The organism is Flavimobilis soli, from assembly GCF_002564025.1.
GTDB classification, from domain to species: Bacteria; Actinomycetota; Actinomycetes; order Actinomycetales; family Cellulomonadaceae; genus Flavimobilis; species Flavimobilis soli.
Genome location: NZ_PDJH01000001.1, coordinates 680,657 through 704,436, shown reverse-complemented (window position 1 = coordinate 704,436; position 23,780 = coordinate 680,657). Strand labels below are relative to the sequence as shown.

Annotated in this window: 19 protein-coding genes; 16 read left to right on the top strand and 3 right to left on the bottom strand. The window is 71.7% G+C overall.

All coding sequences use genetic code 11. The features are described from left to right. Positions 1-59: 59 nt before the first annotated feature. The 10 genes from infB to ATL41_RS03150 all read left to right on the top strand — a co-directional run bounded on the left by infB (position 60) and on the right by ATL41_RS03150 (position 13,873). Positions 60-2,828, top strand: a complete 2,769-nt coding sequence (gene infB, locus ATL41_RS03195; RefSeq protein ID WP_098457176.1) for a translation initiation factor IF-2 — start codon at positions 60-62, stop codon at positions 2,826-2,828. Between the two features lie 87 nt (positions 2,829-2,915). After that, entirely contained in the window at positions 2,916-3,353 is a 438-nt protein-coding gene (gene rbfA, locus ATL41_RS03190) for a 30S ribosome-binding factor RbfA (protein ID WP_098457175.1), read from the top strand. Between the two features lie 137 nt (positions 3,354-3,490). Continuing rightward, positions 3,491-4,522, top strand: a complete 1,032-nt coding sequence (gene truB / locus ATL41_RS03185; RefSeq protein ID WP_098457174.1) for a tRNA pseudouridine(55) synthase TruB — start codon at positions 3,491-3,493, stop codon at positions 4,520-4,522. Beyond that, a complete protein-coding gene (locus tag ATL41_RS03180; protein ID WP_098457173.1) occupies positions 4,519-5,478 on the top strand; it encodes a bifunctional riboflavin kinase/FAD synthetase in 960 nt (319 codons plus the stop codon). Before truB ends, ATL41_RS03180 begins: the two co-directional genes overlap by 4 nt. Before the next feature lie 200 nt (positions 5,479-5,678). Further along, entirely contained in the window at positions 5,679-8,333 is a 2,655-nt protein-coding gene (locus ATL41_RS03175) for a peptidoglycan recognition protein family protein (RefSeq protein ID WP_098457172.1), read from the top strand. 127 nt (positions 8,334-8,460) lie between these two features. Continuing rightward, positions 8,461-8,730, top strand: coding sequence for a 30S ribosomal protein S15 (gene rpsO, locus ATL41_RS03170; protein WP_098457171.1), 270 nt, complete (start codon positions 8,461-8,463; stop codon positions 8,728-8,730). Positions 8,731-8,935: 205 nt separating this feature from the next. Beyond that, positions 8,936-11,149 (top strand): polyribonucleotide nucleotidyltransferase, encoded by a 2,214-nt coding sequence (locus ATL41_RS03165; RefSeq protein WP_098457170.1) that lies wholly within the window; start codon positions 8,936-8,938, stop codon positions 11,147-11,149. A gap of 1 nt (position 11,150) precedes the next feature. Next, entirely contained in the window at positions 11,151-12,479 is a 1,329-nt protein-coding gene (locus tag ATL41_RS03160) for a M16 family metallopeptidase (RefSeq protein ID WP_098457169.1), read from the top strand. Positions 12,480-12,632: 153 nt separating this feature from the next. Beyond that, positions 12,633-13,412, top strand: a complete 780-nt coding sequence (gene dapB, locus ATL41_RS03155; RefSeq protein ID WP_281253856.1) for a 4-hydroxy-tetrahydrodipicolinate reductase — start codon at positions 12,633-12,635, stop codon at positions 13,410-13,412. Between the two features lie 11 nt (positions 13,413-13,423). Then, the gene (locus ATL41_RS03150) at positions 13,424-13,873 is read left to right on the top strand and encodes a hypothetical protein (RefSeq protein ID WP_098457168.1); all 450 of its coding nucleotides are present in this window, start codon (positions 13,424-13,426) and stop codon (positions 13,871-13,873) included. A gap of 12 nt (positions 13,874-13,885) precedes the next feature. On the opposite strand, the gene ATL41_RS03145 is transcribed toward ATL41_RS03150, so the two are convergent. Then, positions 13,886-14,395 (bottom strand): GNAT family N-acetyltransferase, encoded by a 510-nt coding sequence (locus tag ATL41_RS03145; RefSeq protein WP_098457167.1) that lies wholly within the window; start codon positions 14,393-14,395, stop codon positions 13,886-13,888. Between the two features lie 105 nt (positions 14,396-14,500). On the opposite strand from ATL41_RS03145, the gene ATL41_RS03140 reads away from it, so the two are divergent. Together ATL41_RS03140 and ATL41_RS03135 are read left to right on the top strand one after the other, a co-directional pair. Beyond that, positions 14,501-15,322: a thymidylate synthase gene (locus tag ATL41_RS03140; protein ID WP_098457166.1), complete on the top strand. Its 822-nt coding sequence runs from the start codon at positions 14,501-14,503 to the stop codon at positions 15,320-15,322. Next, positions 15,319-15,831 carry a dihydrofolate reductase gene (locus ATL41_RS03135; protein ID WP_098457165.1) on the top strand — a complete coding sequence of 171 codons (513 nt, stop codon included), beginning with the start codon at positions 15,319-15,321 and terminating at the stop codon, positions 15,829-15,831. Before ATL41_RS03140 ends, ATL41_RS03135 begins: the two co-directional genes overlap by 4 nt. Positions 15,832-15,956: 125 nt before the next feature. On the opposite strand, the gene ATL41_RS03130 is transcribed toward ATL41_RS03135, so the two are convergent. Then, positions 15,957-16,829: a polysaccharide deacetylase family protein gene (locus ATL41_RS03130; RefSeq protein WP_169924486.1), complete on the bottom strand. Its 873-nt coding sequence runs from the start codon at positions 16,827-16,829 to the stop codon at positions 15,957-15,959. Positions 16,830-16,922: 93 nt separating this feature from the next. Here ATL41_RS03130 and dapA point away from each other — a divergent pair, with 93 nt between their 5' ends. From dapA to ATL41_RS03115, 3 genes are all read left to right on the top strand, one after another. Beyond that, on the top strand, positions 16,923-17,825 hold the full coding sequence (gene dapA, locus ATL41_RS03125) for a 4-hydroxy-tetrahydrodipicolinate synthase (protein WP_098457163.1): 903 nt from the start codon (positions 16,923-16,925) through the stop codon (positions 17,823-17,825). Positions 17,826-17,845: 20 nt separating this feature from the next. After that, positions 17,846-19,531 carry a ribonuclease J gene (locus tag ATL41_RS03120; RefSeq protein WP_098457162.1) on the top strand — a complete coding sequence of 562 codons (1,686 nt, stop codon included), beginning with the start codon at positions 17,846-17,848 and terminating at the stop codon, positions 19,529-19,531. 81 nt (positions 19,532-19,612) lie between these two features. Continuing rightward, on the top strand, positions 19,613-22,369 hold the full coding sequence (locus ATL41_RS03115; protein WP_098457161.1) for an FtsK/SpoIIIE family DNA translocase: 2,757 nt from the start codon (positions 19,613-19,615) through the stop codon (positions 22,367-22,369). A 107-nt stretch (positions 22,370-22,476) separates the two neighbouring features. Here ATL41_RS03115 and ATL41_RS03110 read toward each other — a convergent pair whose 3' ends face one another. Then, the gene (locus tag ATL41_RS03110; RefSeq protein WP_245854594.1) at positions 22,477-23,553 is read right to left on the bottom strand and encodes a CapA family protein; all 1,077 of its coding nucleotides are present in this window, start codon (positions 23,551-23,553) and stop codon (positions 22,477-22,479) included. Here ATL41_RS03110 and ATL41_RS13460 point away from each other — a divergent pair. Next, positions 23,543-23,770: a hypothetical protein gene (locus ATL41_RS13460; RefSeq protein WP_245854592.1), complete on the top strand. Its 228-nt coding sequence runs from the start codon at positions 23,543-23,545 to the stop codon at positions 23,768-23,770. The two genes, ATL41_RS03110 and ATL41_RS13460, sit on opposite strands and share 11 nt — an antisense overlap. Positions 23,771-23,780: the final 10 nt, after the last annotated feature.

Here is a 23,780-nt window from a genome sequence, read left to right as displayed (position 1 = left end):
GAGCCCCCAGAAATAGATCGGTCCCTCCCTGTCCGGGGATGGGCCTGGACAGGAGAGATGTGGCAAAGATCCGCGTGTACGAGCTCGCCAAGGAGCTCGGTGTGGAGAGCAAGACCATCATGAGCAAGCTGGGCGAGCTCGGTGAGTTCGTCCGGTCGGCGTCGTCGACCATCGAGCCGCCGGTCGTCCGGAAGCTCCGCGACGCCTTCCCGGCAGCCGCCGACGCACCCGCGCCGGCCGCCAAGCCCGCTCGTGCCCCCAAGGCGCCTGCGCGCCCGGCCGCCCCCGCAGAGAAGGCCGCCGAGCCTGCCGCAGACGCGAAGCCGGCACCGGCCCCGGCGGCCGAGGACGCCCCGGCCCCGAAGGCTCCCGCAGCCAAGGCCCCGGCCGCTCCCGCCCCCGCGGCGCCGAGCGCGAAGCCTGCTGCTCCGACCCCTGCCCCCCGGCAGGCCCCGTCCGCGAGCGGTCCCCGCCCGGGCAACAACCCGTTCGCCCCGAGCCAGGGCATGCCGCGCTCGAGCGGTCCCCGCCCGGGCAACAACCCGTTCGCCCCGAGCCAGGGCATGCCGCGTGCCGGCGCCCGCCCCGACGCCCAGGCGGCGCCGTCCGGCGAGCGCTCGGGCGGTCCCCGTCCCGGCGCCCCGCGTCCGGGCGCACCTCGTCCCGGCGCCCCGCGTCCGGGCGGTCCCCGTCCTAACCCGGGCATGATGCCCGGCCGCACGTCCGTCGGCCGCCCCGCACCTGGTGGTGCCGGTGGCCGTCCGGGCGGTGGCGGCGGCGGCCGCGGCGGCTTCAGCCGTCCCGGCGCGCCGGGCGGCGCTCCCGGTGGTGGCGGCGGTTTCGCCGGTCGTCCCGGTGGTGGCGGCGGCCGCGGAGGCGCTGGTCGCGGAAGCACCCAGGGTGCGTTCGGTCGTGCTGGAGGGCGCCCGGTCCGCGGGCGCAAGTCGAAGCGGGCGAAGCGCCAGGAGTTCGAGCAGATGCAGGCGCCGTCGCTCGGCGGCGTGCAGGTGCCTCGTGGCAACGGCAGCACGGTCATCCGTCTGCGCCACGGCTCGTCGCTGAACGACTTCGCCGACAAGATCGACGCGAACCCCGCGTCGCTCGTCACGGTGCTGTTCCACCTCGGTGAGATGGCGACCGCGACGCAGTCGCTCGACGAGGACACGTTCGCGACCCTCGGCGCCGAGCTCGGCTACGTCATCGAGATGGTCTCGGCGGAGGAGGAGGACCGCGAGCTGCTCGGGTCCTTCGACATCGACCTCGAGGGCGAGCTCGCGGAGGAGTCCGACGAGGACCTCCAGGCCCGTCCGCCGGTCGTGACCGTCATGGGTCACGTCGACCACGGAAAGACGCGCCTCCTCGACGCGATCCGCCGTACCGACGTCGTCTCCGGCGAGGCCGGCGGCATCACCCAGCACATCGGTGCGTACCAGGTGCGCCACATGCACGAGGGTGTCGAGCGTGCCCTCACGTTCATCGACACCCCGGGTCACGAGGCGTTCACCGCCATGCGTGCCCGTGGCGCCGAGGTCACCGACATCGCGATCCTCGTGGTCGCGGCCGACGACGGCGTGATGCCGCAGACGGTCGAGGCGCTCAACCACGCCCAGGCCGCCGGTGTGCCGATCGTCGTCGCGGTCAACAAGATCGACAAGGAGTCGGCGAACCCGGCGAAGATCCGTCAGCAGCTCACCGAGTACAACCTGGTGGCCGAGGAGTACGGCGGCGACACGATGTTCGTCGACGTCTCCGCGCGTCAGAACCTCAACATCGACGAGCTGCTCGGCGCGGTCCTCCTCACGGCGGACGCGGCGCTCGACCTGCGTGCGAACCCGAACAAGGACGCCCGCGGCGTCGCGATCGAGGCGAACCTCGACAAGGGCCGCGGTGCGGTCGCGACGGTGCTCGTCCAGCAGGGAACGCTCCACGTGGGCGACTCGATCGTCGCGGGCACGGCCCACGGCCGTGTGCGTGCGATGTTCGACGAGCACGGCAACGCCGTCGAGGCTGCTGGTCCGGCGCGTCCGGTCCAGGTCCTCGGTCTGACGTCCGTGCCGCGTGCAGGCGACTCGTTCCTCGTCGCCCCGGACGACCGCACGGCTCGCCAGATCGCCGAGAAGCGTGAGGCCGCCGAGCGCGCCGCGACGCTCGCGAAGCGCCGCAAGCGCATCAGCCTCGAGGACTTCACGCAGGCTCTCGAGCAGGGCAAGGTCGAGACGCTCAACCTCGTCATCAAGGGTGACGTCTCCGGTGCCGTCGAGGCGCTCGAGGACTCGCTGCTCAAGATCGACGTGGGCGACGAGGTCCAGCTGCGCGTCATCCACCGCGGTGTCGGTGCGATCACGCAGAACGACGTCAACCTCGCGACGGTCGACAACGCCGTCATCATCGGCTTCAACGTCAAGACCGCCGAGCGCGTCGCCGACATGGCGGACCGCGAGGGTGTGGAGATCAAGTTCTACTCGGTCATCTACCAGGCGATCGACGATGTCGAGGCTGCCATGAAGGGCATGCTGAAGCCGGAGTACGAGGAGGTCCAGCTCGGTACCGCCGAGATCCGCGAGATCTTCCGGTCCTCCAAGTTCGGCAACATCGCGGGCTCGATCGTCCGGTCGGGTCTCATCCGCCGCAACGCGAAGGCTCGCGTGCTGCGCGACGGCGTCGTCGTGGGGGACAACCTCACGATCGAGTCGCTCAAGCGGTTCAAGGACGACGCGACCGAGGTCCGCGAGGGCTTCGAGTGCGGTATCGGTCTCGGGTCGTTCAACGACCTGCAGGTCGAGGACGTCATCGAGACGTGGGAGATGCGCGAGAAGCCGCGCTCCTGACGCACGTGACGCCGGGAGGGTCGGACCGACGGTCCGGCCCTCCCGGCGTCCCATCCCAGACAGCACCACCAGAACAGGAGCGACGACATGGTGGATCACCCCCGGGCCCTCAAGGTGGCTGACCGGATCAAGGTCGTGGTCGCGCAGATGCTCGAGACGCGGATCAAGGACCCGCGCCTCGGTTTCGTGACGATCACCGACGTCCGCGTGACGGGCGACCTGCAGAACGCCTCGATCTTCTACACGGTCCTCGGTGACGAGGACGCGCAGGCGGACACCGCGAAGGCGCTCGAGAGCGCCAAGGGCATCATCCGCAGCGAGGTCGGCAAGCAGACGGGCATCCGTCTGACGCCGGCCATCGAGTTCATCCTCGACGCCGTCCCTGAGACCGCGGCGCTGCTCGACTCGGCGCTCCTCGAGGCGCGCCGTCGTGACGCCGAGCTCGAGAAGATCCGTCGCGAGGCCAAGTTCGCCGGCGACGCCGACCCGTACAAGAAGCCGCGGGACGAGGACGACGACGCCTGAGCGTCGACGTCGCGCACGACGAGAGGGCCGGACCTGCCGCACGGCGGGTCCGGCCCTCTCATGCGTGCGCGACCGTCCTGCGGACGCCGACCGCCCGCGGCGTCGGCCCGGCCGCGCCGCTGATAACGTTGAGACCCGTGACCCCCAGCCCTCAGCGCCGTCCGGACACCCGGACCTGGCCCCCCGCGCCCGACGGCATCCTCGTCGTCGACAAGCCCTTCGGCTGGACGAGCCACGACGTCGTCGCCAAGGTCCGCTATCTCGCCCGCACCCGCAAGGTCGGGCACGCCGGCACGCTCGACCCGATGGCGACCGGAGCCCTCGTGATCGGCATCGGACGGGCGACGCGCCTGCTGACGTACGTCGTCGGCGCCGACAAGGAGTACCGCGCGACGATCCGCCTCGGTGAGACGACGACGACGGACGACGCGCAGGGCGACCAGGTCGCGGTGGTCGACGCGTCGAGCGTGACCGAGGACGCGGTGCGCGACGGCGTCGCGCGGCTCACGGGCGACATCCTGCAGGTTCCGAGCACGGTCTCGGCGATCAAGGTCGACGGCAAGCGCGCGTACGCGCTCGCCCGGTCGGGGGAGACCGTCGAGCTCGACGCCCGTCCCGTGACGGTTGCGCGCTTCGACGTGCTCGAGCTGCGCCGCGTCGACGTGGACGGCCGCTCGGTGCTCGACGTCGACGTCGTCGTCGCGTGCTCGTCCGGGACGTACGTGCGCGCGCTCGCGCGCGACCTCGGGACCGACCTGGGGGTCGGAGGGCACCTGACGATGCTCCGCCGCACGCGGGTCGGCGGCTACGCCGTCGAGGACGCCCCCACGGTCGACGAGCTCGTGGTCGCCGCGCAGGAGCGCGACGAGGCTCTTCCCGTGCTGCCGCTCGCGCGCGCCGCGCGAGCGATCATGGCCTCGCGCGAGCTGACCGACGTCGAGGTCGTCGAGCTGCTGCACGGCCGCCGGATCGCCCGCCAGGGCGAGGAGGAGGGCGCCCCCGTCGCGGCGGTCGCCCCGGACGGGTCCCTCGTGGCCGTGACCGAGGTCGCCGGCGAGAAGCTTCAGCCACTCGCGGTGCTCGGCACGCTCGAGGACCTCGCTGCCAGGACTTCCGGCACTACCGTGCCGGACCGTGCGGGTGCGACCCGCGGGCAGGAGCAGCCGTGAAGGTCTGGAACGGGTTGACGGAGGTCCCGGACGACCTCGGCCCCACGGTCGTGACGATCGGTAACTTCGACGGCGTGCACCGCGGGCACGCGGAGGTGCTGCGGAGCGTCGTCGACCAGGCGCGCGAGCGTGGTCTGACGTCGGTCGCGGTGACGTTCGTGCCGCACCCGCGCGCCGTGCACCAGCCGGAGAACGCGCCCGAGCTGCTGACGAGCCCTGCGCAGCGCCTCGAGCTGCTCGCGGCGCTCGGGCTCGACGCCGTCCTCGTGATCGACTACACGCTCGAGTTCGCGCGGCAGTCGCCGCAGGAGTTCGTCGAGTCGTGCTTCGTCCGCGGGCTGCACGCGGCGCGCGTCGTCGTCGGGCACGACGTGCGGTTCGGGTGGGGAAACTCGGGGACGCTCGCGACCCTCGAGGAGCTCGGGGTGCAGCACGGCTTCGAGGTCGTCGCGATCGAGGACCTCGGGCTCGGGGGCGGGCGCTGGTCGTCGACGAGCGCGCGCAACCTGCTCGTCGACGGCGACGTCGCGCGCGCTGCGCAGGTGCTCGGTCGCAACCACCGGGTGCGCTCGACGGTCGTGCACGGTGACGCGCGGGGGAGGACGATCGGCTACCCGACGGCGAACCTCGGCTGGCCGATCGAGGGGCACGTCCCGGCCGACGGTGTGTACGCGGGTCGCCTGCGGCGCGACGCGGCGCCCGAGGGCACGCCGGTCGAGGACCTCGTGCTGCCGGCGGCGATCTCGATCGGCACCAACCCGACGTTCGAGGGTGTCGAGCGTCGGGTCGAGGCGTACGTCCTGGACCGTACCGACCTGGACCTGTACGGGGAGGTCGTCGAGCTCGAGCTCGTCGAGCACCTGCGCCCGACGCTGCGCTTCGACTCGGTCGAGGCGCTCGTCGAGCGGATGGCCGAGGACGTCGCGCGCTGCCGTGAGGTGCTCGAGCACCGCTGACCTCGTCGAACGTCGGGGGCCCGGGCGGGCGCACGAACCGCGGGTCGTCGAGGGCCTGCGCGGTGTGGTGGAAGGTGCTCGTGTGACTGTGCGCCGTGCGTTATCGTGCAACTCGGACGGGCTCGTCTGCTGATTCTCGCGCCCTCCGCGCCGATAGGCACCAGGGCGGCCACCCCCGAGGCCGCACGAGAGGGAGAAGCATGCGCAGGATCGTCCCGGTCGTCCTCACGGCCGCGCTCACCATCACCGGGGTGGCGCTGCCGGTCGTCACGCTCCCCGTCGCCGCCGCATCACCCGTGAGCCCGGAGCTCACGACGCTGCCGCTCGACGGGATCGACCCCGAGGCGGCGGCCGACCCCACCGCGATCGAGGCGCCTGTCGACCCCGAGACGACGGACCCGCAGCTCGTGCGTGACCTCGCCGTCGCCGAGGCGCAGGAACCGGAGGGCGTCCACGACGACCACGCCGAGGAGGTCGAGCCGCTCGCCTCCGTCCAGGACGAGGACCTCGCAGCGTTGAGCGCACTCGAGCGCACCGACCCGTTCACGGTCGCCGGTGTCACGTGGGACGCCGCGAGCACCGAGGAGGTCACCGAGGTCGTCGTGCGGATCCGTGAGCACGGTGCGTGGGGGGAGTGGACGACGCTGCCCGCCTCCGAGGGGCTCGCGGACTCCGACCGCACCGGCACCGAGCCGATCGCGTCGGCAGGCGCGGACGGCATCCAGGTGCGTGTGCGCACGGTCAGCGGCGACGCGCCGTCGGGCCTGCGCATCGAGCTCGTCGACGCGGGCGACTCGGCGGCCGACGCCGTCGCGACGTCGTCGTCCGGGCCCGCGGCGACCGCCGCTGCCGCGAACGGCTACGAGATCGAGCCGACGATCGTCACGCGCAAGAAGTGGGGCGCCGACGAGTCGCTCCGCCGCGGCTGGGGCACCCCCGACCAGTCGGCCGTGCTCAACGCGATGTACGTGCACCACACCGTCAACTCGAACTCCTACAGCAAGGGCGACGGCCCCAAGCTCGTGCGCGGCATCTACGCGTACCACACCCAGAGCATGAAGTGGCCGGACATCGGCTACCAGTTCCTCGTCGACAAGTACGGCAACCTCTACGAAGGGCGCTACGGCGCGATCGACACGCTGCCGATCGGCGCGCAGGCGGGCGGCTACAACACGACGACGATCGGCATCTCGGCGATCGGCAACTTCGAGACGGGCAAGCCCACCGCGAAGATGGTCACCGCGATCTCGAAGCTCCTCGCCTGGAAGGCGTACCAGCACGGTCTCGACCCGAAGGGCAAGACCCAGCTCGTGACCGGGACGAGCACCAAGAGCGGCGTGCACGCGAAGCCCGGGCAGGTCGTCACGGTCAACGTCATCCAGGGCCACCGGGACACGAACATCACGGCGTGCCCCGGCAAGTACCTCTACGCCGAGCTCCCCGCGATCCGCACCGAGGTCAAGAAGCTCGTGGACAAGGCGGTCGCGACGCACGGCAAGGCCGGCACCGCGCTCGCTGCACCGGCCGTGACCACGCACAGCGCGCGGCAGAACCCCGCCCACCTCGACGCGAGCTCGACGTACTCGTGGCAGGCGGTGCCCGGCGCCGTTCGGTACGAGCTGATCACGCGCGTGGGCAGCCACGGCAACGCCATGACGGACTCCCGCGGCTGGGGGACCTACGCGAGCGTCACCGGCACGTCGGCGACCGTGTCGCTCGACGCGGGAGCGAACCGGATCGTCGCCGTGCGCGGCGTCGACTCCGCGGGCCGCCGCGGCGCGCTCAGCGTCCTGACACAGACCGCCCGTCCCGTCGCGACGTCGGCCATCACCTGGTCCTCGAAGATCGGCTGGACCAAGGAGTCCGGCAACAACGCCGTCAACGGCAACCTGCGGTCCACGAACGTCGCAGGCGCGAGCCTCGCCGTCGCGAACGTGCGAGACGCCCGGCGCGTCGTCGTCCACGGCGAGGCCGGGCCCGGCTACGGCCGCACGCAGGTGCTGCTCGGAGACACGCCGCTCGGCACGCTCAGCTGGTCGGCGTCCAAGGTCGACCGCGCGGCCGCGCGCGTCCTCGACCTCCCCGCGGCGACGAGCGGCCGTATCCGTCTCGTCACGCTCGACGACGCACGCGTCGCCGTCAGCTCGCTCGCGTTCCCGCGCTTCACCGCGACGACGACGGCCCCGCCCGCGCAGGCGTCGACCACGCTCGCCAAGCCGGCGCTCACCAAGCCGGGCGCGACCGTGGCGCCCGTCCGGCTCTCGCCGTCGGCCACCCTGCGCTGGGCCGCCGTGCCCGGCGCCAAGAGCTACCAGGTCCAGGTGCGCACCGCGGCCCACGGCAAGGCCTACGGCGCGTGGAAGACGGTCGCGACCACGACGTCACGCAAGCACGTCATCACCCTCGAGGACGGCGTGACCGCCCAGGTGGGAGTCCGCGCGGTCGCGCCGGGGAAGAAGACGTCGGCCCGTGCGGTGTTCCCGACGATGACCCGGCCCGTCGCCACCTCGAAGCTCGTCCGGTCCACGGGCGCCAAGAAGTGGAGCAAGGTCAAGCACGGCTCCTTCTTCCGTGACCTCGCCTTCTCGACGAACAAGAAGGGCGCGACCCTCAAGGTCAAGAAGGCGAAGGACGTCCGCACGATCCAGGTCACCGCGGCCAAGGGCAAGGGCTACGGGCGGATCGCGGTCTACGCCGGCAAGACGAAGGTCAAGACGTTCTCGCTCGCGTCGAGCAAGACCAAGCGTCTGAGCAGGCTGACGGTGAAGCTGCCCCGGGCGTTCTCCGGCACGATCAGCGTGAAGTCCCTCGATGCGAAGACCGTGCGCGTGAGCGCCGTCACGACGGCGCGCTGAGCAGGGCCTACGTTCGCTGGTGCCCGCCTGATAGGATCGGTGTGCCGTCATAGCGGCCGCGGACAGAGAGAGCCCGGGTGAACCAGCCCCAGGGCGCCGCGCAACGAGAAGAAACACAAGGAGAGCCGTGCCCCTCGACAAGGCCACCAAGCAGGCCATCATGACCGAGTACGCCACCCACGAGGGTGACACCGGTTCGCCCGAGGTCCAGATCGCGATGCTGACGCAGCGCATCAAGGACCTGACCGAGCACCTCAAGGAGCACAAGCACGACCACCACAGCCGTCGTGGTCTGCTCCTCCTCGTCGGCCAGCGCCGTCGCCTCCTCGGCTACCTGCAGAAGGTCGACATCAACCGCTACCGCAGCCTGATCGAGCGCCTCGGTCTGCGCCGCTGATCCGACACCTCACCAGCCCGGGCCCCTCAGGGTCCGGGCTGGCGTAGTGTCACCGTCCTGACGAAGACTCGTTCGTCACCATCTGAACCGCCGCCCTGACTGTCTCGTCCGGTCCTCGGTAGTGGCTCCCGTCAGCGTGAACACGTTGCGTGGGCCTCGATCGAAGACCGTCGGGAGCAGGGCGGGAGACGAGAGGAGGGCACCCGTGGAGGGTCCCGAGATCCAGTTCGCCGAAGCAACGATCGACAACGGTCGTTTCGGCACCCGCACCGTCCGCTTCGAGACGGGCCGCCTCGCCAAGCAGGCAGCCGGCGCAGTCGCCGCCTACCTCGACGGCGAGACCATGCTCCTGTCGGCCACGACGGCCGGCAAGCACCCCAAGGAGCAGTTCGACTTCTTCCCCCTGACGATCGACGTCGAGGAGCGCCAGTACGCCGCGGGCAAGATCCCCGGCTCGTTCTTCCGTCGCGAGGGCCGTCCCTCGACCGAGGCGATCCTCGCGTGCCGCCTCGTCGACCGCCCCCTGCGCCCGCTCTTCGTCAAGGGCCTGCGCAACGAGGTCCAGGTCGTCCTGACCGTCATGGCGATCCACCCGGACGACTCGTACGACGTCCTCGCGATCAACGCCGCCTCGGCGTCGACGCAGCTCTCCGGACTGCCGTTCTCCGGCCCGGTCGCCGGTGTCCGCATCGCGCTGATCGACGGTCAGTGGGTCGCGTTCCCGCGCTACTCCGAGCGCGAGCGCGCCACGTTCGACATGGTCGTCGCCGGCCGCGTCGTCGGTGACGACGTCGCGATCGCGATGATCGAGGCCGAGGCGCCCGAGGCGTCCTGGACCCTCATCCACGACGAGGGTGCCGTCGCGCCGACCGAAGAGGTCGTCGCCCAGGGTCTCGAGGCGGCCAAGCCGTTCATCAAGTCCCTCGTCGAGGCGCAGCAGGAGCTCGCGGCCCGTGCCGCGAAGGAGACCCAGGTCTTCCCGACGTTCCCCGACTACCAGGACGACGCGTACGCCGCCGTCGAGGGCGCCGCGACGGCGAGCCTCGGCGAGGCCCTCTCGATCGCCGACAAGCAGGCTCGCGAGGCTCGCCTCGACGAGATCAAGGCCGAGGTCGTCGAGCAGCTCTCCGCCCAGTTCGAGGGTCGCGAGAAGGAGCTCTCCGCCGCGTACCGCTCGGTGCAGAAGAAGCTCATCCGCCAGCGCATCCTCACGGACGGCTTCCGCATCGACGGCCGTGGCCTGCGTGACATCCGCACGCTCTCGGCCGAGGTCGAGGTCCTCCCGCGCGTGCACGGCTCGGCGCTCTTCGAGCGCGGCGAGACGCAGATCCTCGGCGTCACGACGCTCAACATGCTCCGCATGGAGCAGCAGCTCGACACGCTCGCGCCCGAGACGCGCAAGCGCTACATGCACCACTACAACTTCCCGCCCTACTCGACCGGTGAGACCGGTCGCGTCGGCTCGCCGAAGCGTCGCGAGATCGGCCACGGTGCTCTCGCCGAGCGCGCGCTGATCCCCGTGCTCCCGAGCCGCGAGGAGTTCCCGTACGCGATCCGCCAGGTCTCCGAGGCCCTCGGCTCCAACGGCTCGACCTCGATGGGCTCCGTCTGCGCCTCGACGCTGTCGATGCTCAACGCCGGTGTGCCGCTGCGCGCCGCCGTCGCGGGCATCGCGATGGGCCTCGTCTCCGACACCGTCGACGGTGAGACCCGCTACGCGGCGCTCACCGACATCCTCGGTGCCGAGGACGCCTTCGGCGACATGGACTTCAAGGTCGCCGGTACGCGCGAGTTCGTCACGGCCATCCAGCTCGACACGAAGCTCGACGGCATCCCCGCCGACGTGCTCGCCGGCGCGCTGACCCAGGCCAAGGAGGCTCGCCTCGCGATCCTCGACGTCATCAACGAGGCGATCGACACGCCCGACGAGATGTCGCCGAACGCCCCGCGCGTCATCGCCGTCAAGGTCCCCGTCGACAAGATCGGCGAGGTCATCGGCCCGAAGGGCAAGATGATCAACCAGATCCAGGACGAGACCGGCGCCGACATCTCCATCGAGGACGACGGCACCGTCTACATCGGCGCGACCGACGGCCCCTCGGCCGAGGCCGCCCGTGCGGCGATCAACGCGATCGCCAACCCGCACGTCCCCGAGGTCGGCGAGCGCTTCGTCGGCACGGTCGTCAAGACGACCTCGTTCGGCGCGTTCATCTCGCTGTCCCCGGGCAAGGACGGTCTGCTGCACATCAGCCAGATCCGCAAGCTCGTCGGTGGCAAGCGCGTCGAGAACGTCGAGGACGTGCTGTCGATCGGCCAGAAGGTCCAGGTCGAGATCGGCGAGGTCGACCCGCGCGGCAAGCTGTCGCTGCACGCGGTCATCGAGGGCGAAGAGTCCGGCGACGAGCAGGCCGACGCCTGACGTGAGCTGGGACCTTCCCCTCACCCGGGCCGGAGAGCCCGGTAGCGAGCTCACCGCCGGGCAGGACGGCGCCGTCATCAGGCGCTCGATCCTGCCCGGCGGGGTCCGGGTCATCACGGAGTCGATGCCCGGCCAGCGCTCCGCATCGATCGGTGCCTGGGTGCCCGTCGGTTCTCGAGACGAGACCGACGGGCACTTCGGTTCGACGCACTTCCTCGAGCACCTGCTCTTCAAGGGCACGGCCCGCCGCAGCGCGCTCGACATCGCCGAGTCGTTCGACGCCGTCGGCGGCGAGGCCAACGCCGCGACCGGCAAGGAGCACACCTGCTACTACGCACGCGTGCTCGACACCGACCTGCCCATGGCGGTCGACGTGATCACCGACATGGTGACCTCCGCGCGCATCGACGCGAACGAGCTCGAGACCGAGCGCGGCGTCATCCTCGAAGAGCTCGCGATGAACGACGACGACCCGAGCGACGTCGTCCACGAGGAGTTCTCCAAGGCCGTCCTCGGGGACAACCCGCTCGGACGCCCGATCGGCGGCACGCCCGCGACGATCAACGCCGTCCCGCGGGACGCGGTGTGGGAGCACTACCGCTGGCACTACCGCCCCGAGACCCTCGTCGTGTCCGCCGCGGGCAACGTCGACCACGACGTGCTCTGCGCACAGGTGGCCGACGCCCTCGTCGCAGGCGGCTGGGACCTCGACCCCGCGAACGCTCCGCGGCCGCGCCGCACCGACTCGATCGACGATCTCGGCGAGATCCCACGTGGCGTCGAGTGCGACGTGCACCGTCCCGTCGAGCAGGCGAACGTCGTGCTGGGCTGCCTCGGCCTCAGCGCGACCGACGACCGCCGCTACGCGATGACCGTCCTCAACGCCGTCCTCGGTGGCGGGATGTCCTCGCGCCTCTTCCAGGAGATCCGCGAGCGTCGTGGCCTCGCGTACTCGACGTACTCGTTCGCCTCCGGCTTCGGCGGGACCGGCATCTTCGGCCTCTACGCAGGCTGCGCGCCCAGCAAGGTCGACGAGGTCACCGCGCTGCTCGCGACCGAGCTCGAGAAGCTCGCCGACGGCGGCATCACCGCGACCGAGCTCGAGCGCAGCCGCGGCCAGCTCTCCGGTGGTCTCGTCCTCGGCCTCGAGGACTCGGGCTCCCGCATGAGCCGGCTCGGCAAGGCCGAGCTCGTGCACGGCGAGCTGCAGAGCCTCGAGGAAGCGCTCGAGCGCATGCGCTCGGTCACCGCGGAGGAGGTCCAGACCCTCGCGAAGGAGCTCGCCTCCCGCGACCGGACGATCGTGCGCGTCGGCCCGTTCGGCGGCTGACGACCCGGCACGCAGACGACAGCACGGAGCCCCGGCGGGCCTGCTCGCCGGGGCTCCGTCGTCCCCGGGAGAGGCGCGGCGTCCCGGCGCGCGAGCCGTGCCGCAGGACGGACGCGACCGACGCCCGACCGCGCGGCGGCTAGGGTGAACCTCGTGACGAACCAGACCACCACCCCTCTCAAGGTCGCCGTCCTCGGAGCCGCCGGTCGCATGGGCCAGACCGTGTGCGCCGCGGTCGACGGTGCCCCCGACCTCGAGCTCGTCGCCCGCGTCGACGCGGGCGACGACGTCGCCGCCGTCGTCCGCGAGAGCGGGGCCGACGTCGCGATCGACTTCACCGTCCCCTCCGTCACCGAGACGAACGTCCACGCCGCCCTCGACGCGGGCGCGCACGTCGTCGTCGGCACGACAGGCTGGGACGACGACTCCCGCGGCCGCGTGAGCGAGCACCTCGAGCGCCTCGCGCAGGCCGGAACGCCGCGCGGCGTCCTGATCGCACCCAACTTCGGTCTCTCCGCCGTTCTCGCGATGACGTTCGCGGCGAAGGCGGCACGCTACTTCGAGTCGGTCGAGGTCATCGAGCTGCACCACCCGGACAAGGTCGACGCGCCGTCGGGCACCGCCCGGCACACCGCGCACGCGATCGCCGCGGCGCGCGCGGAGGCCGGCGTCGCGCCGAGCCCCGACGCCACGGAGACGGGCTGGGAGGCGCGCGGAGCCGACGTCGAGGGCGTCCGGGTGCATGCGGTGCGGCTGCGTGGCCTCGTCGCCCACGAGGAGATCCTCTTCGGCAACACCGGCGAGCAGCTGTCGATCCGACAGGACTCGTTCGACCGCGTCTCGTTCATGCCCGGCGTCCTGCTCGCCGTCCGCGAGGTCGTGTCGCGCCCCGGGCTGACCGTCGGCCTCGAGAAAGTCCTGGACCTCTCCTGAGGGCCCCGAGCATGCGTCGCGGAGTCCTTCCTGCGGTCGTCGTCACCGCGCTGTTCGGCCTGTACCTCTGGGCGGTCGTGGGCAAGGGGATCGCGCTCGTGCGCACGGGCGACCCGTTCGGCGTGACGATGGGGCTCGCCGCGCTCGTCGCGCCGCTCGTGTGCCTCGGGCTGATCGTCCGCGAGTGGCAGCTCGCGTTCACGGTGCAGAAGATGGCCGACCTGCTCGCCGAGCGCGGCGAGCTCCCGGTCGACGACCTGCCGCGCTCGCCGGGCGGTCGCATCGACCGCGCCGCCGCGGACGCGGCGTTCGAGGTCGCGCGGGCCCGCGCGGAGGCGGAGCCGGACAGCTGGAAGGCCTGGTACCTCCTGTCCTTCGCGTACGACGCCGCGGGGGACCGCAAGCGCGCCCGCGCAGGCCTGCGGAAGGCGTCCGCGCTGTTCCGCGCAGCCGAGCGCTAGCCGGGCGACGCTCTAGAGCGCCGCGCTCCAGCGCGCCTCGCGGACGTCCTTGACTCCCGTCGCGAGCACCCGGGTGCGCCCGTCAGGGCCGAGGCCTGCGCCTGCGAGGAACTGCTCGCGCCCGGTGTCGCCGTCGAGCACCCACGTCACGACCTCCTCCGCGCCGTCGGACCGCAGCCGGTCCACGCCCGCCATGAGCAGGCGGGAGCCGTGCCCGCCGCGGCGGTGCTCGGGAAGCACCTCGAGCGACACGAGCTGTCCCGGTGCGACGGCGCAGAAACCCACGACGGTCGGCCCGGCGCACGCGACGAGCACGGCGAAGCCGGGCCCGGGCGGAGCGGTGATCGCGTCGCGCCACTGCGCCCGGATGCGCTCGGCGTCAAGCTTCTCGAGCACGTCCTCGGTGAGGACCTCCGCGTGCGTCGCGGCCCAGGCCGAGAGCTGGATTCGGGCGACGGCGTCCTCGTCGCCGGGAACCGCTGGGCGGACCGAGACGTCAGCGGTGGGGGAGAACAGGCTCATCCCTCTAGTCTCCCTCACGGACCGGCCTGCGGCCGTCCTGCAGACACGCCGGAGCGCCGCGGACATGCCCCGCCCGACGGCGTCGACCGGACTACGATCTGGCTCATGACCGCCCCCTCGCGCGACACCGTCATCGACACCCAGTACGAGGACCTGCTCCGGCACGTCATGGAGAACGGGACGCCCAAGTCGGACCGCACGGGGACGGGGACGCGCAGCGTCTTCGGGCACCAGATGCGCTACGACCTGTCACGCGGCTTCCCGCTCGTCACGACGAAGCGCGTGCACGTGCGGTCGGTCGTCGGCGAGCTCCTGTGGTTCCTGCGCGGCGACTCGAACGTGGGCTGGCTGCAGGAGAACGGCATCCGCATCTGGAACGAGTGGGCGGACGCCGACGGGGAGCTCGGACCCGTGTACGGCGTCCAGTGGCGCTCGTGGCCGACGCCGGACGGCGGCCACGTCGACCAGCTCGCGCAGGTCCTCGAGACTCTGCGGACGGACCCGGACTCGCGCCGGATCATCGTCTCGGCGTGGAACGTCGGCGAGCTCGACGCGATGGCGCTCGCGCCGTGCCACGCGTTCTTCCAGTTCTACGTCGCTGACGGCAGGCTCTCGTGCCAGCTGTACCAGCGCTCCGCCGACCTCTTCCTCGGCGTGCCGTTCAACATCGCGTCCTATGCGCTGCTGACGCACATGGTCGCGGCGCAGGTCGGGCTCGAGGTCGGCGACTTCGTCTGGACGGGCGGGGACTGCCACATCTACGACAACCACCACGAGCAGGTGCGCGAGCAGCTTTCGCGCGAGCCGTACCCGTTCCCGACGCTCGAGCTGAGGCCCGCACCGTCGCTCTTCGACTACACGTTCGACCACGTCGTCGTGCACGGGTACGAGCACCACCCGTCGATCAGCGCGCCGGTCGCGGTATGACCGCGGGCCGGCTCGGCATGATCTGGGCGCAGGACCGCGCCCGCGGGATCGGCCGCGACGGCGACCTGCCGTGGCACCTCCCGGAGGACATGGCGCACTTCCGCGAGACGACGCGCGGGCGGCCGGTCATCATGGGGCGGCTGCAGTGGGAGTCGCTGCCCGAGCGGTTCCGGCCGCTGCCCGGCCGGGAGAACGTCGTGCTGACGCGCAACCCCGGCTACGAGGCGCCCGGTGCGCTCGTCGTCACGGACCTCGCGGAGGCGCTCGAGCACGTGCGCGGCCAGGACGCGTGGGTCGTCGGCGGGGGACAGGTCTACGAGCTCGCGATGCCGCACGCGGACGTGCTCGTCGTGACGACGATCGACACGCTGACCGAGGCGGACACGTTCGCGCCTGAGATCGACGAGGACGAGTGGCGGGTCGTGCACCGCGAGCCCGCGCGGGGGTGGACGACCGCCGCGAACGGCATGCGCTTCGCGATCACCCGGTACGAGCGCGCAGGCGCTTAGCCGCGTGTGGTCCAGGGCCGGCCACCCGGGAGCGACCAGTGAGGGAGTGAGCGGGCTGGGCGCAGCTCGGCAGTTCGCCTGGCCGTCCGGGCGAGGCGTTGCTCGGCACGACCATGCGTGCGCGGTTAGTGCGCCTCGGGCGCCGCGAGCATCTCCGAGACGGGGACGAAGCGGTACCCGTCCGCCGTGAGCGTCGCGACGAGACGCTCGACCTCGACGAACAGCGGCTCGGCGGGCGTCCCACGACCGTCGTGGCACAGGACGATCATGCCCGGGCTCGCGGTCTCGATGTCACGGTCGACCTTCGCGGCGGCGCCGTCGGTCGGCAGGTGGTGCGACCACAGCGCGACGTCGTACCCGTGCTCCGATGCTGCCCACAGGCCGGGCGAGTCGATGCGGCCCCACGGCGGACGTACGAGCCTCGGCGTCGCACCGGTGTGCTCGACGATCGCCTCGTGGGTGCGACGCACGTCGTCGAGAAGGGGCTCGGGCTCGAGGATCGTCATGTCCTTGTGGTCCCAGCCGTGGCTCGCGATCTCGTGCCCGGCCGCGACGGTCGCGCGAGCGACGTCGGGGTGCGCGACGACGTGCGAGCCGAGCGCGAAGAAGGTCGCGCGGGCGTCGTGCCGGGCGAGCAGGTCGAGCACCATCGGCGTCCAGCGCGGGTCGGGCCCGTCGTCGAACGTCAGGCAGGCGAGCCGCTCGGCGGGGTGGCCGCGCCACACGACGCGGGAGTCGCGGCGCGTCGTCTGGAGCTCCGGGCGGGGCGAGACGCGGTAGGTAGGGCTGTGCTTGCGCGGACGACGCGCGACGGCATCGGACGCCGTATAGGTCGAGGCGGCGGCGAGCGCGGCCGCGGTCAGCGTGCTCGTCAGCACACGGCGGCGAGAGACTCCCTGGCCGTCGCGCGCGGTGCGCTCGTCCTGCGGCGCGGGCGCGCCTGTCTCAGGCGATCCCGCGCGCGTCATGACAAGGTTGTTCCCTGTTCCTGCCCCCATGGTGCGGGAGGATAGCAGTTGCATCCCGTCAGGCGCGGAGACGCGACGCGGGACAAGACCGCGCCCGCAGGCGCGGCGCGGTAGGTTGTCACCATGCCTGCACAGACCCCTGCGCGCCCGTTCGGCGCAGTGCTCACCGCCATGGTCACCCCGATGCGGATCGACGGGGAGGTGGACATCGAGGCCGCGGTGCGGCTCGCCACCCACCTGGTCGACCACGGGCACGACGGGCTCGTGCTCAACGGCACGACGGGCGAGTCCCCGACGACGCACGCCCCCGAGAAGGCCGAGCTCGTCACCGCCGTCGTCGAGGCGGTCGGTGACCGCGCGCGGATCGTCGCAGGTGCAGGGTCCAACGACACCGCGCACGCCGTGCGCATGGCCGAGCAGGCCGCTGCCGCGGGAGCGCACGGCCTCCTCGTCGTGAGCCCGTACTACTCGCGGCCGAGCCAGGAGGGCGTCTACCGCCACACGCTCGCCGTCGCCGAGGCGACGGACCTGCCGGTCATGCTCTACGACGTCCCGGCCCGCACCGGCGTCCGCTTCGCCCCCTCCACGATCGCCCGGCTCGCCGAGCACGAGAACGTCGTGGCGATCAAGGACGCCACGGGCGACATCTACGGGGCGTCCAAGCTCATCGCGTCGACCGGCCTCGCCTGGTACTGCGGTGACGACTCCCTCTACCCCGCCTACCTCGCGTACGGCGCGAGCGGCATCGTCTCGGTCGCCGGCCACCTCGTCGGCGACCAGCTCGCCGAGATCACCGCAGCCTTCGACGCGGGCGACCACGCTCGCGCCTGGCGCGTGTTCTCGACCATCACGGAAGCGATCGACGCCGTCAACGGCGCGGGCTTCCAGGCCGTCATGGCCAAGGCAGCGCTCGAGATCCTCGGCCTGCTGCCGAACCGTATTCTTCGGCTGCCCCAGGTGGCAGCCACCGATGACGAGGTCGCCGGCGTGCGCAGCCACCTGGTGGCTGCCGGCCTGGTCGACTGAGCCGAACGAAAGGCACCACGTTGAGCCACTCCCACCCCGAGCTTCCCGCACCGCCCCCTCTGGCACCCGGCGCACTGCGCGTCGTGCCTCTCGGCGGGCTGGGCGAGGTCGGCCGGAACATGGCGGTCCTCGAGCACGAGGGACGCCTGCTGATCATCGACTGCGGGGTGCTGTTCCCCGAGGACCACCAGCCCGGCGTCGACCTGATCCTCCCTGACTTCGACTACATCAAGGACCGTCTCGACGACATCGAGGCGATCGTCCTGACGCACGGCCACGAGGACCACATCGGTGGCGTGCCGTACCTCCTGCGCCTGCGCCGTGACATCCCGCTCGTCGGTTCGCAGCTCACGCTCGCCTTCATCGAGGCGAAGCTCAAGGAGCACCGCATCACCCCGCTGACCCTCACGGTCAAGGAGGGGCAGACCGAGAAGCTCGGCGTCTTCGACTGCGAGTTCGTCGCGGTCAACCACTCGATCCCCGACGCGCTCGCGGTCGCGGTGACCACGTCGGCGGGCACGGTCCTGCACACGGGCGACTTCAAGATGGACCAGCTCCCGCTCGACGGGCGCGTGACCGACCTGCGCGCCTTCGCGCGGCTCGGCGAGAAGGGGGTCGACCTGTTCATGGTCGACTCCACGAACGCCGAGGTCCCGGGCTTCGTCACGAACGAGACGGAGATCGGCCCGGTCCTCGACTCGGTGTTCGACACGTGCGAGAAGCGCATCGTCGTCGCGTCGTTCGCATCCCACGTGCACCGCGTCCAGCAGGTCCTCAACGCCGCGCACTCCCACGGCCGCCGCGTCGCGTTCGTCGGCCGGTCGATGGTCCGCAACATGGGGATCGCCGCCGAGCTGGGGTACCTCGACGTGCCCGAGGGCCTGCTCATCGACATCAAGAAGATCGACACGCTGCGTGACGACCAGGTCGTGCTCATGTGCACCGGCTCGCAGGGCGAGCCGATGGCCGCGCTGTCGCGCATCGCGAACCGCGACCACAAGGTCTCGGTGGGCCCCGGTGACACGGTGATCCTCGCGTCGTCGCTCATCCCGGGCAACGAGAACTCGGTGTTCCGCGTCATCAACGGCCTCACGCGCCTCGGCGCGCGCGTCGTGCACTCGGGCAACGCCAAGGTGCACGTCTCGGGGCACGCGTCGGCAGGCGAGCTCCTGTACTGCTACAACATCCTGCGCCCGAAGAACGTCATGCCGGTCCACGGCGAGGTGCGACACCTCGTGGCTAACGGTGCGCTCGCCGTGCGGACGGGCGTCCCCCCGGAGCGCGTCGTGCTCGCCGAGGACGGGTTCGTCATCGACCTCGTCGACGGCAAGGCGTCGATCGTCGGTGCTGTCCCGTGCGGCTACGTCTACGTCGACGGCTCGAGCGTCGGCGAGCTGACGGACGCCGAGCTCAAGGACCGTCGCATCCTCGGTGAGGAGGGCTTCATCTCCCTCTTCGCGGTGATCGACTCGGGTACCGGCAAGGTCCTGGCCGGCCCGGAGATCCACGCCCGCGGCTTCGCCGAGGACGAGGCCGTGTTCGAGTCGATCCTCCCGCAGCTCACTGCGGCCCTCGAGGAGGCTGCCTCGACGGGCAGCGTCGACACCCACCAGCTCCAGCAGGTGATGCGTCGCGTGGTCGGCAGGTTCGTGTCGAACCGCCTGCGTCGCCGTCCGATGATCATCCCGGTGGTCGTCGAGGCGTGACCCTCGCCACGCAGCCCCGGCGGCCCGCCTCGCGGCGGTGCCTGCCGGGGCTGCGTGCGTCTGGACGGTAGATTTCACAGCATGGCGACACGTGGGTCCAGCACCTCCTCCGGAACGCGCAACCGTTCGACGACGGTGCGCGCCTCGGGGGGTTCGGCGCGCCCTGCGGCCGCGAAGTCCGGGTCCGCGCGCGGCGGGTCGACGGGACGCAAGCCTGCGTCCGACGCCGGACCCGCGCGGTCCCCGCTGCCCGTGCGCATGGTCAAGGGCGCCTGGATGGGCTGCGCGCACCTCGTCGGTGGCTCCGCGCGCCGGATCGGCCAGGGCGCCCAGGACCTCGACCCCGCGCACCGTCGTGACGGGGTGGCGCTGCTGCTCCTGGCGCTGACGATCATCACGGCGGGCCGCGAGTGGTTCCGCCTCGAGGGCTTCGTCATGGAGTGGGTGCACGTGCTCGTGGCCGGCGCGGTCGGCGTCGTGGGTGTCGTCGTCCCGCTGCTGCTGCTGTGGCTCTCGGTGCGCTTCATGCGCAACCCGCTCGACTCGGCGGTGACGAGCCGCAAGTCGATCGGTCTGACCGCGATCGTCGTGTGCGTGTGCGGCCTCGTCGCGATCTCCTCGGGGCTGCCCGGGCTGGGCGACTGGGAGGCCGTGCGCTCGGCGGGCGGCCTCGTCGGCTTCGTCGTGGGCAACCCCCTCGTCGCAGGACTGAGCGCGTGGATCGCCGTCCCGGTGCTGCTCATCCTCGGCTTCTTCGGCGTCCTCGTGCTGACCGCGACGCCGATCAACCAGATCGTCCCGCGCGTGCGGGCGTTCGTCGACCGCCTCACCGGCAAGAGCGTGCCTGCCGAGCTCGACGATGACGGGCCGCTCGCCCTCGCGCCCGGCGTCTCCCGGCACGACGGCGAGCCCGAGGAAGCGGCACCCAAGCGCCGCCGTCGCTTCGGTCGCGCGGGCTCCCGCGCGCAGGACGTCGCGCAGCACGACGGCCTGCCTGGCTACGTCGGTGACGAGGCGTTCGAGGCAGCAGCGCTCCGCGGCGAGATCGAGGCCCCGGACGAGACGGAGGTCCTCGAGGCCGCCGCGCCCGAGGTGCTCGCCGCGCCCGTGGACCACGACGCCGACACCGAGGCGATCTCCGCGGTCGAGCCCCCGGCGGAAGAGCTCGCGGCCCCTCCGACCGCCCCTGTGCCGCCGGGGGAGCAGCCGATGCTCGAGGGCGACGTCGTCTACCTCCTCCCGAGCGAGGAGAGCCTCGTCAAGGGGCCGCCGCACAAGGTGCGCTCCGCCGCGAACGACCGGGTCGTCGAGGCGCTCACCAACGTCTTCGAGCAGTTCTCGATCAACGCGTCCGTCACGGGCTTCTCGCGCGGCCCGACCGTCACGCGCTACGAGGTCGAGCTCGGCCAGGGGACCAAGGTCGAGCGCGTCACCGCGCTCAGCAAGAACATCGCGTACGCCGTCGCGAGCGCCGACGTCCGCATCCTCTCGCCGATCCCCGGCAAGTCCGCGATCGGCATCGAGATCCCCAACGCCGACCGCGAGACGGTCGCTCTCGGCGACGTGCTGCGCTCCTCGGTCGCCCGGCGCACCGAGCACCCGATGGTCATCGGTATCGGCAAGGACGTCGAGGGTGGGTACGTCGTCGCGAACCTCGCGAAGATGCCGCACATCCTCGTCGCCGGAGCGACCGGTGCCGGTAAGTCGAGCTTCGTGAACTCGATGATCGTGTCGCTGCTCATGCGGTCCACCCCGGACCAGGTGCGGATGGTGCTCGTCGACCCGAAGCGCGTCGAGCTCACGATCTACGAGGGGATCCCGCACCTCATCACGCCGATCATCACGAACCCGAAGAAGGCCGCCGAGGCCCTCGAGTGGGTCGTGCGAGAGATGGACGCGCGGTACGACGACCTCGCGATGTTCGGCTTCAAGCACATCGACGACTTCAACACCGCGGTGCGCGCGGGCAAGGTCAAGCCGCTCGAGGGCTCGCAGCGGAAGATCGCCCCGTACCCGTACCTGCTCGTCGTCGTCGACGAGCTCGCGGACCTCATGATGGTCGCCCCGCGCGACGTCGAGGCGTCGATCCAGCGCATCACTCAGCTCGCCCGCGCGGCGGGCATCCACCTCGTGCTCGCGACGCAGCGTCCGAGCGTCGACGTCGTCACGGGCCTCATCAAGGCGAACGTGCCGTCGCGCCTCGCGTTCGCGACCTCGTCGCTCACCGACTCCCGCGTGGTCCTCGACCAGCCGGGCGCGGAGAAGCTCATCGGTCAGGGTGACGCGCTCTTCATGCCGATGGGCGAGGCGAAGCCGATGCGCGTCCAGGGCGCGTGGGTCACGGAGAGCGAGATCCACGCCGTCGTCTCGCACGTCAAGGCGCAGCTCAAGCCCGTCTACCGCGAGGACGTCACCGTCACCGCGGCGAAGAAGCAGGTCGACGAGGACATCGGCGACGACCTCGACGTCCTGCTGCAGGCCGCCGAGCTCGTCATCACGTCGCAGTTCGGCTCGACGTCGATGCTGCAGCGCAAGCTCCGCGTCGGCTTCGCGAAGGCCGGGCGACTGATGGACCTGCTCGAGTCGCGCGAGATCGTGGGGCCCTCTGAGGGGTCGAAGGCGCGCGAGGTGCTCGTGCAGCCGGACGACCTGCCCGCGACGCTCGCGATGCTCCGCGGCGAGCCTGGGCCCTCGACGGGTGCGTCGGCCTACGACCAGGCCGACGACGGGGACCGGTATGCGGCCGGAGCGGACTCGGGCCTGCCGCCGACGGCCACGGACTACTACGACGACGACACGCCTGGCGAGGACGACGCCTGGAACGAGACCGGGCGCTAGAGACCCGGGCCCGGGATCGTTCGTACCGCACAGGGGCGCAGGCGCCGCGGGGCGCTGTCGCCGTCCTGTCCGGACCGGGAGACGTGGGAGGGCCGCGTCTCGCTCGCTCAGCGCGGGCGGGCGATCACCTTCACCGTGCTGTCCTGCTTCGCCGGCGGGGTGGTGAGCTCCTCCAGGTCCGTGCCGACGGCGTCGCGCACCCGGTCGTAGCGGCGGTCGATCTCCTTCGCGGAGAGCTTGCCCGTGGCCTTGCCCTCGATGTCGGCGAGGGCGTGCAGGCTGTGCTTCCCGACGCGGTCGACCGTCGTGGCGACCCACCTCATGTCGGTGACCTCGGCCGGTCCGCCGGCGACGCGAGTGACCTCGGCGACGAGCGCGAGCCCGTTCGACGACTCGGGTGCGCAGCACTCTGCCGACTGGTTCGACAAGAGGTTGCCGAGACCGTAGGCGACCCACGTACCCCGGCCGCCCGGCCCACCGTCGAGCTTCGTCATGGGCTGCGGGACGTGCGCGTGGTGGCCGATGATCACGTCGACCTCGCCAGACTTCGCGAGCGCGGCGGCGACCTTCTCCTGGTGCTCGGTCGGGGCGGTGCGGTACTCGGTGCCGTCGTGGATCGACACGAGCACGATGTCCGCGCCGTCGGCGCGGGCCGCCTTGGCCTGCTCCACGATCGCGTCGGTGTCGATGAGCGAGACGGACCAGGGCTTGTCCGCGTCGACGGGCATCCCGTTGGTGCCGTAGGTCGCCGAGAGCTGCGCGACGAGCGTCGGCTGACCGTCGACCGTCACGCGGTACAGCGCCGGGGCCTGAGCCTCCTCGGCCGACCGGGCCGTGCCGACGTGCCCGAGGCCCTCCTCGTCGAACACGTCGAGCGTGCGCTCGACGCCCGCGTAGCCGCGGTCGACCGAGTGGTTCGACGCCGTCGAGCAACCGTCCCACCCCTGCTCCGCGAGGTCCTTGACGAGCTGCGGCGTCGTGCCGAAGAGCGGGTAGCCGCTCGCCGGGCGCCCCTTCGGCGCGACCGGCACCTCCATGTGGCACAGCGCGAGGTCGGCCCCGTCGACCCAGCGGTCGAAGCCCGCGAGCAGCGGGCTGAAGTCGTAGCCGTCACCCTTGCGCGCCGACGCCATGACGGGCAGGTGCGGCAGGACGTCGCCCGCCGCGAGGATCGTGAACGTCACGTCCGGCGGAGCCGCGGGTGTCGTCGTGGTCGGTGCCGGAGCCGGTATCGAGGGCGCGCTCGCGGCGCTCGAGGCCGCGCTCGTCGGCTGGGTCCCCGGTGCGTCGTCGCGTATCGACGTCGCGACGGCGAGCCCGCTCGCGCCGACGACGGACACGACCGCTGCCCCGATCAGGATGCGCCGACCGCGCGAAGCTCCGGGGGACAGGCGGGCGTGACGCATGCGAG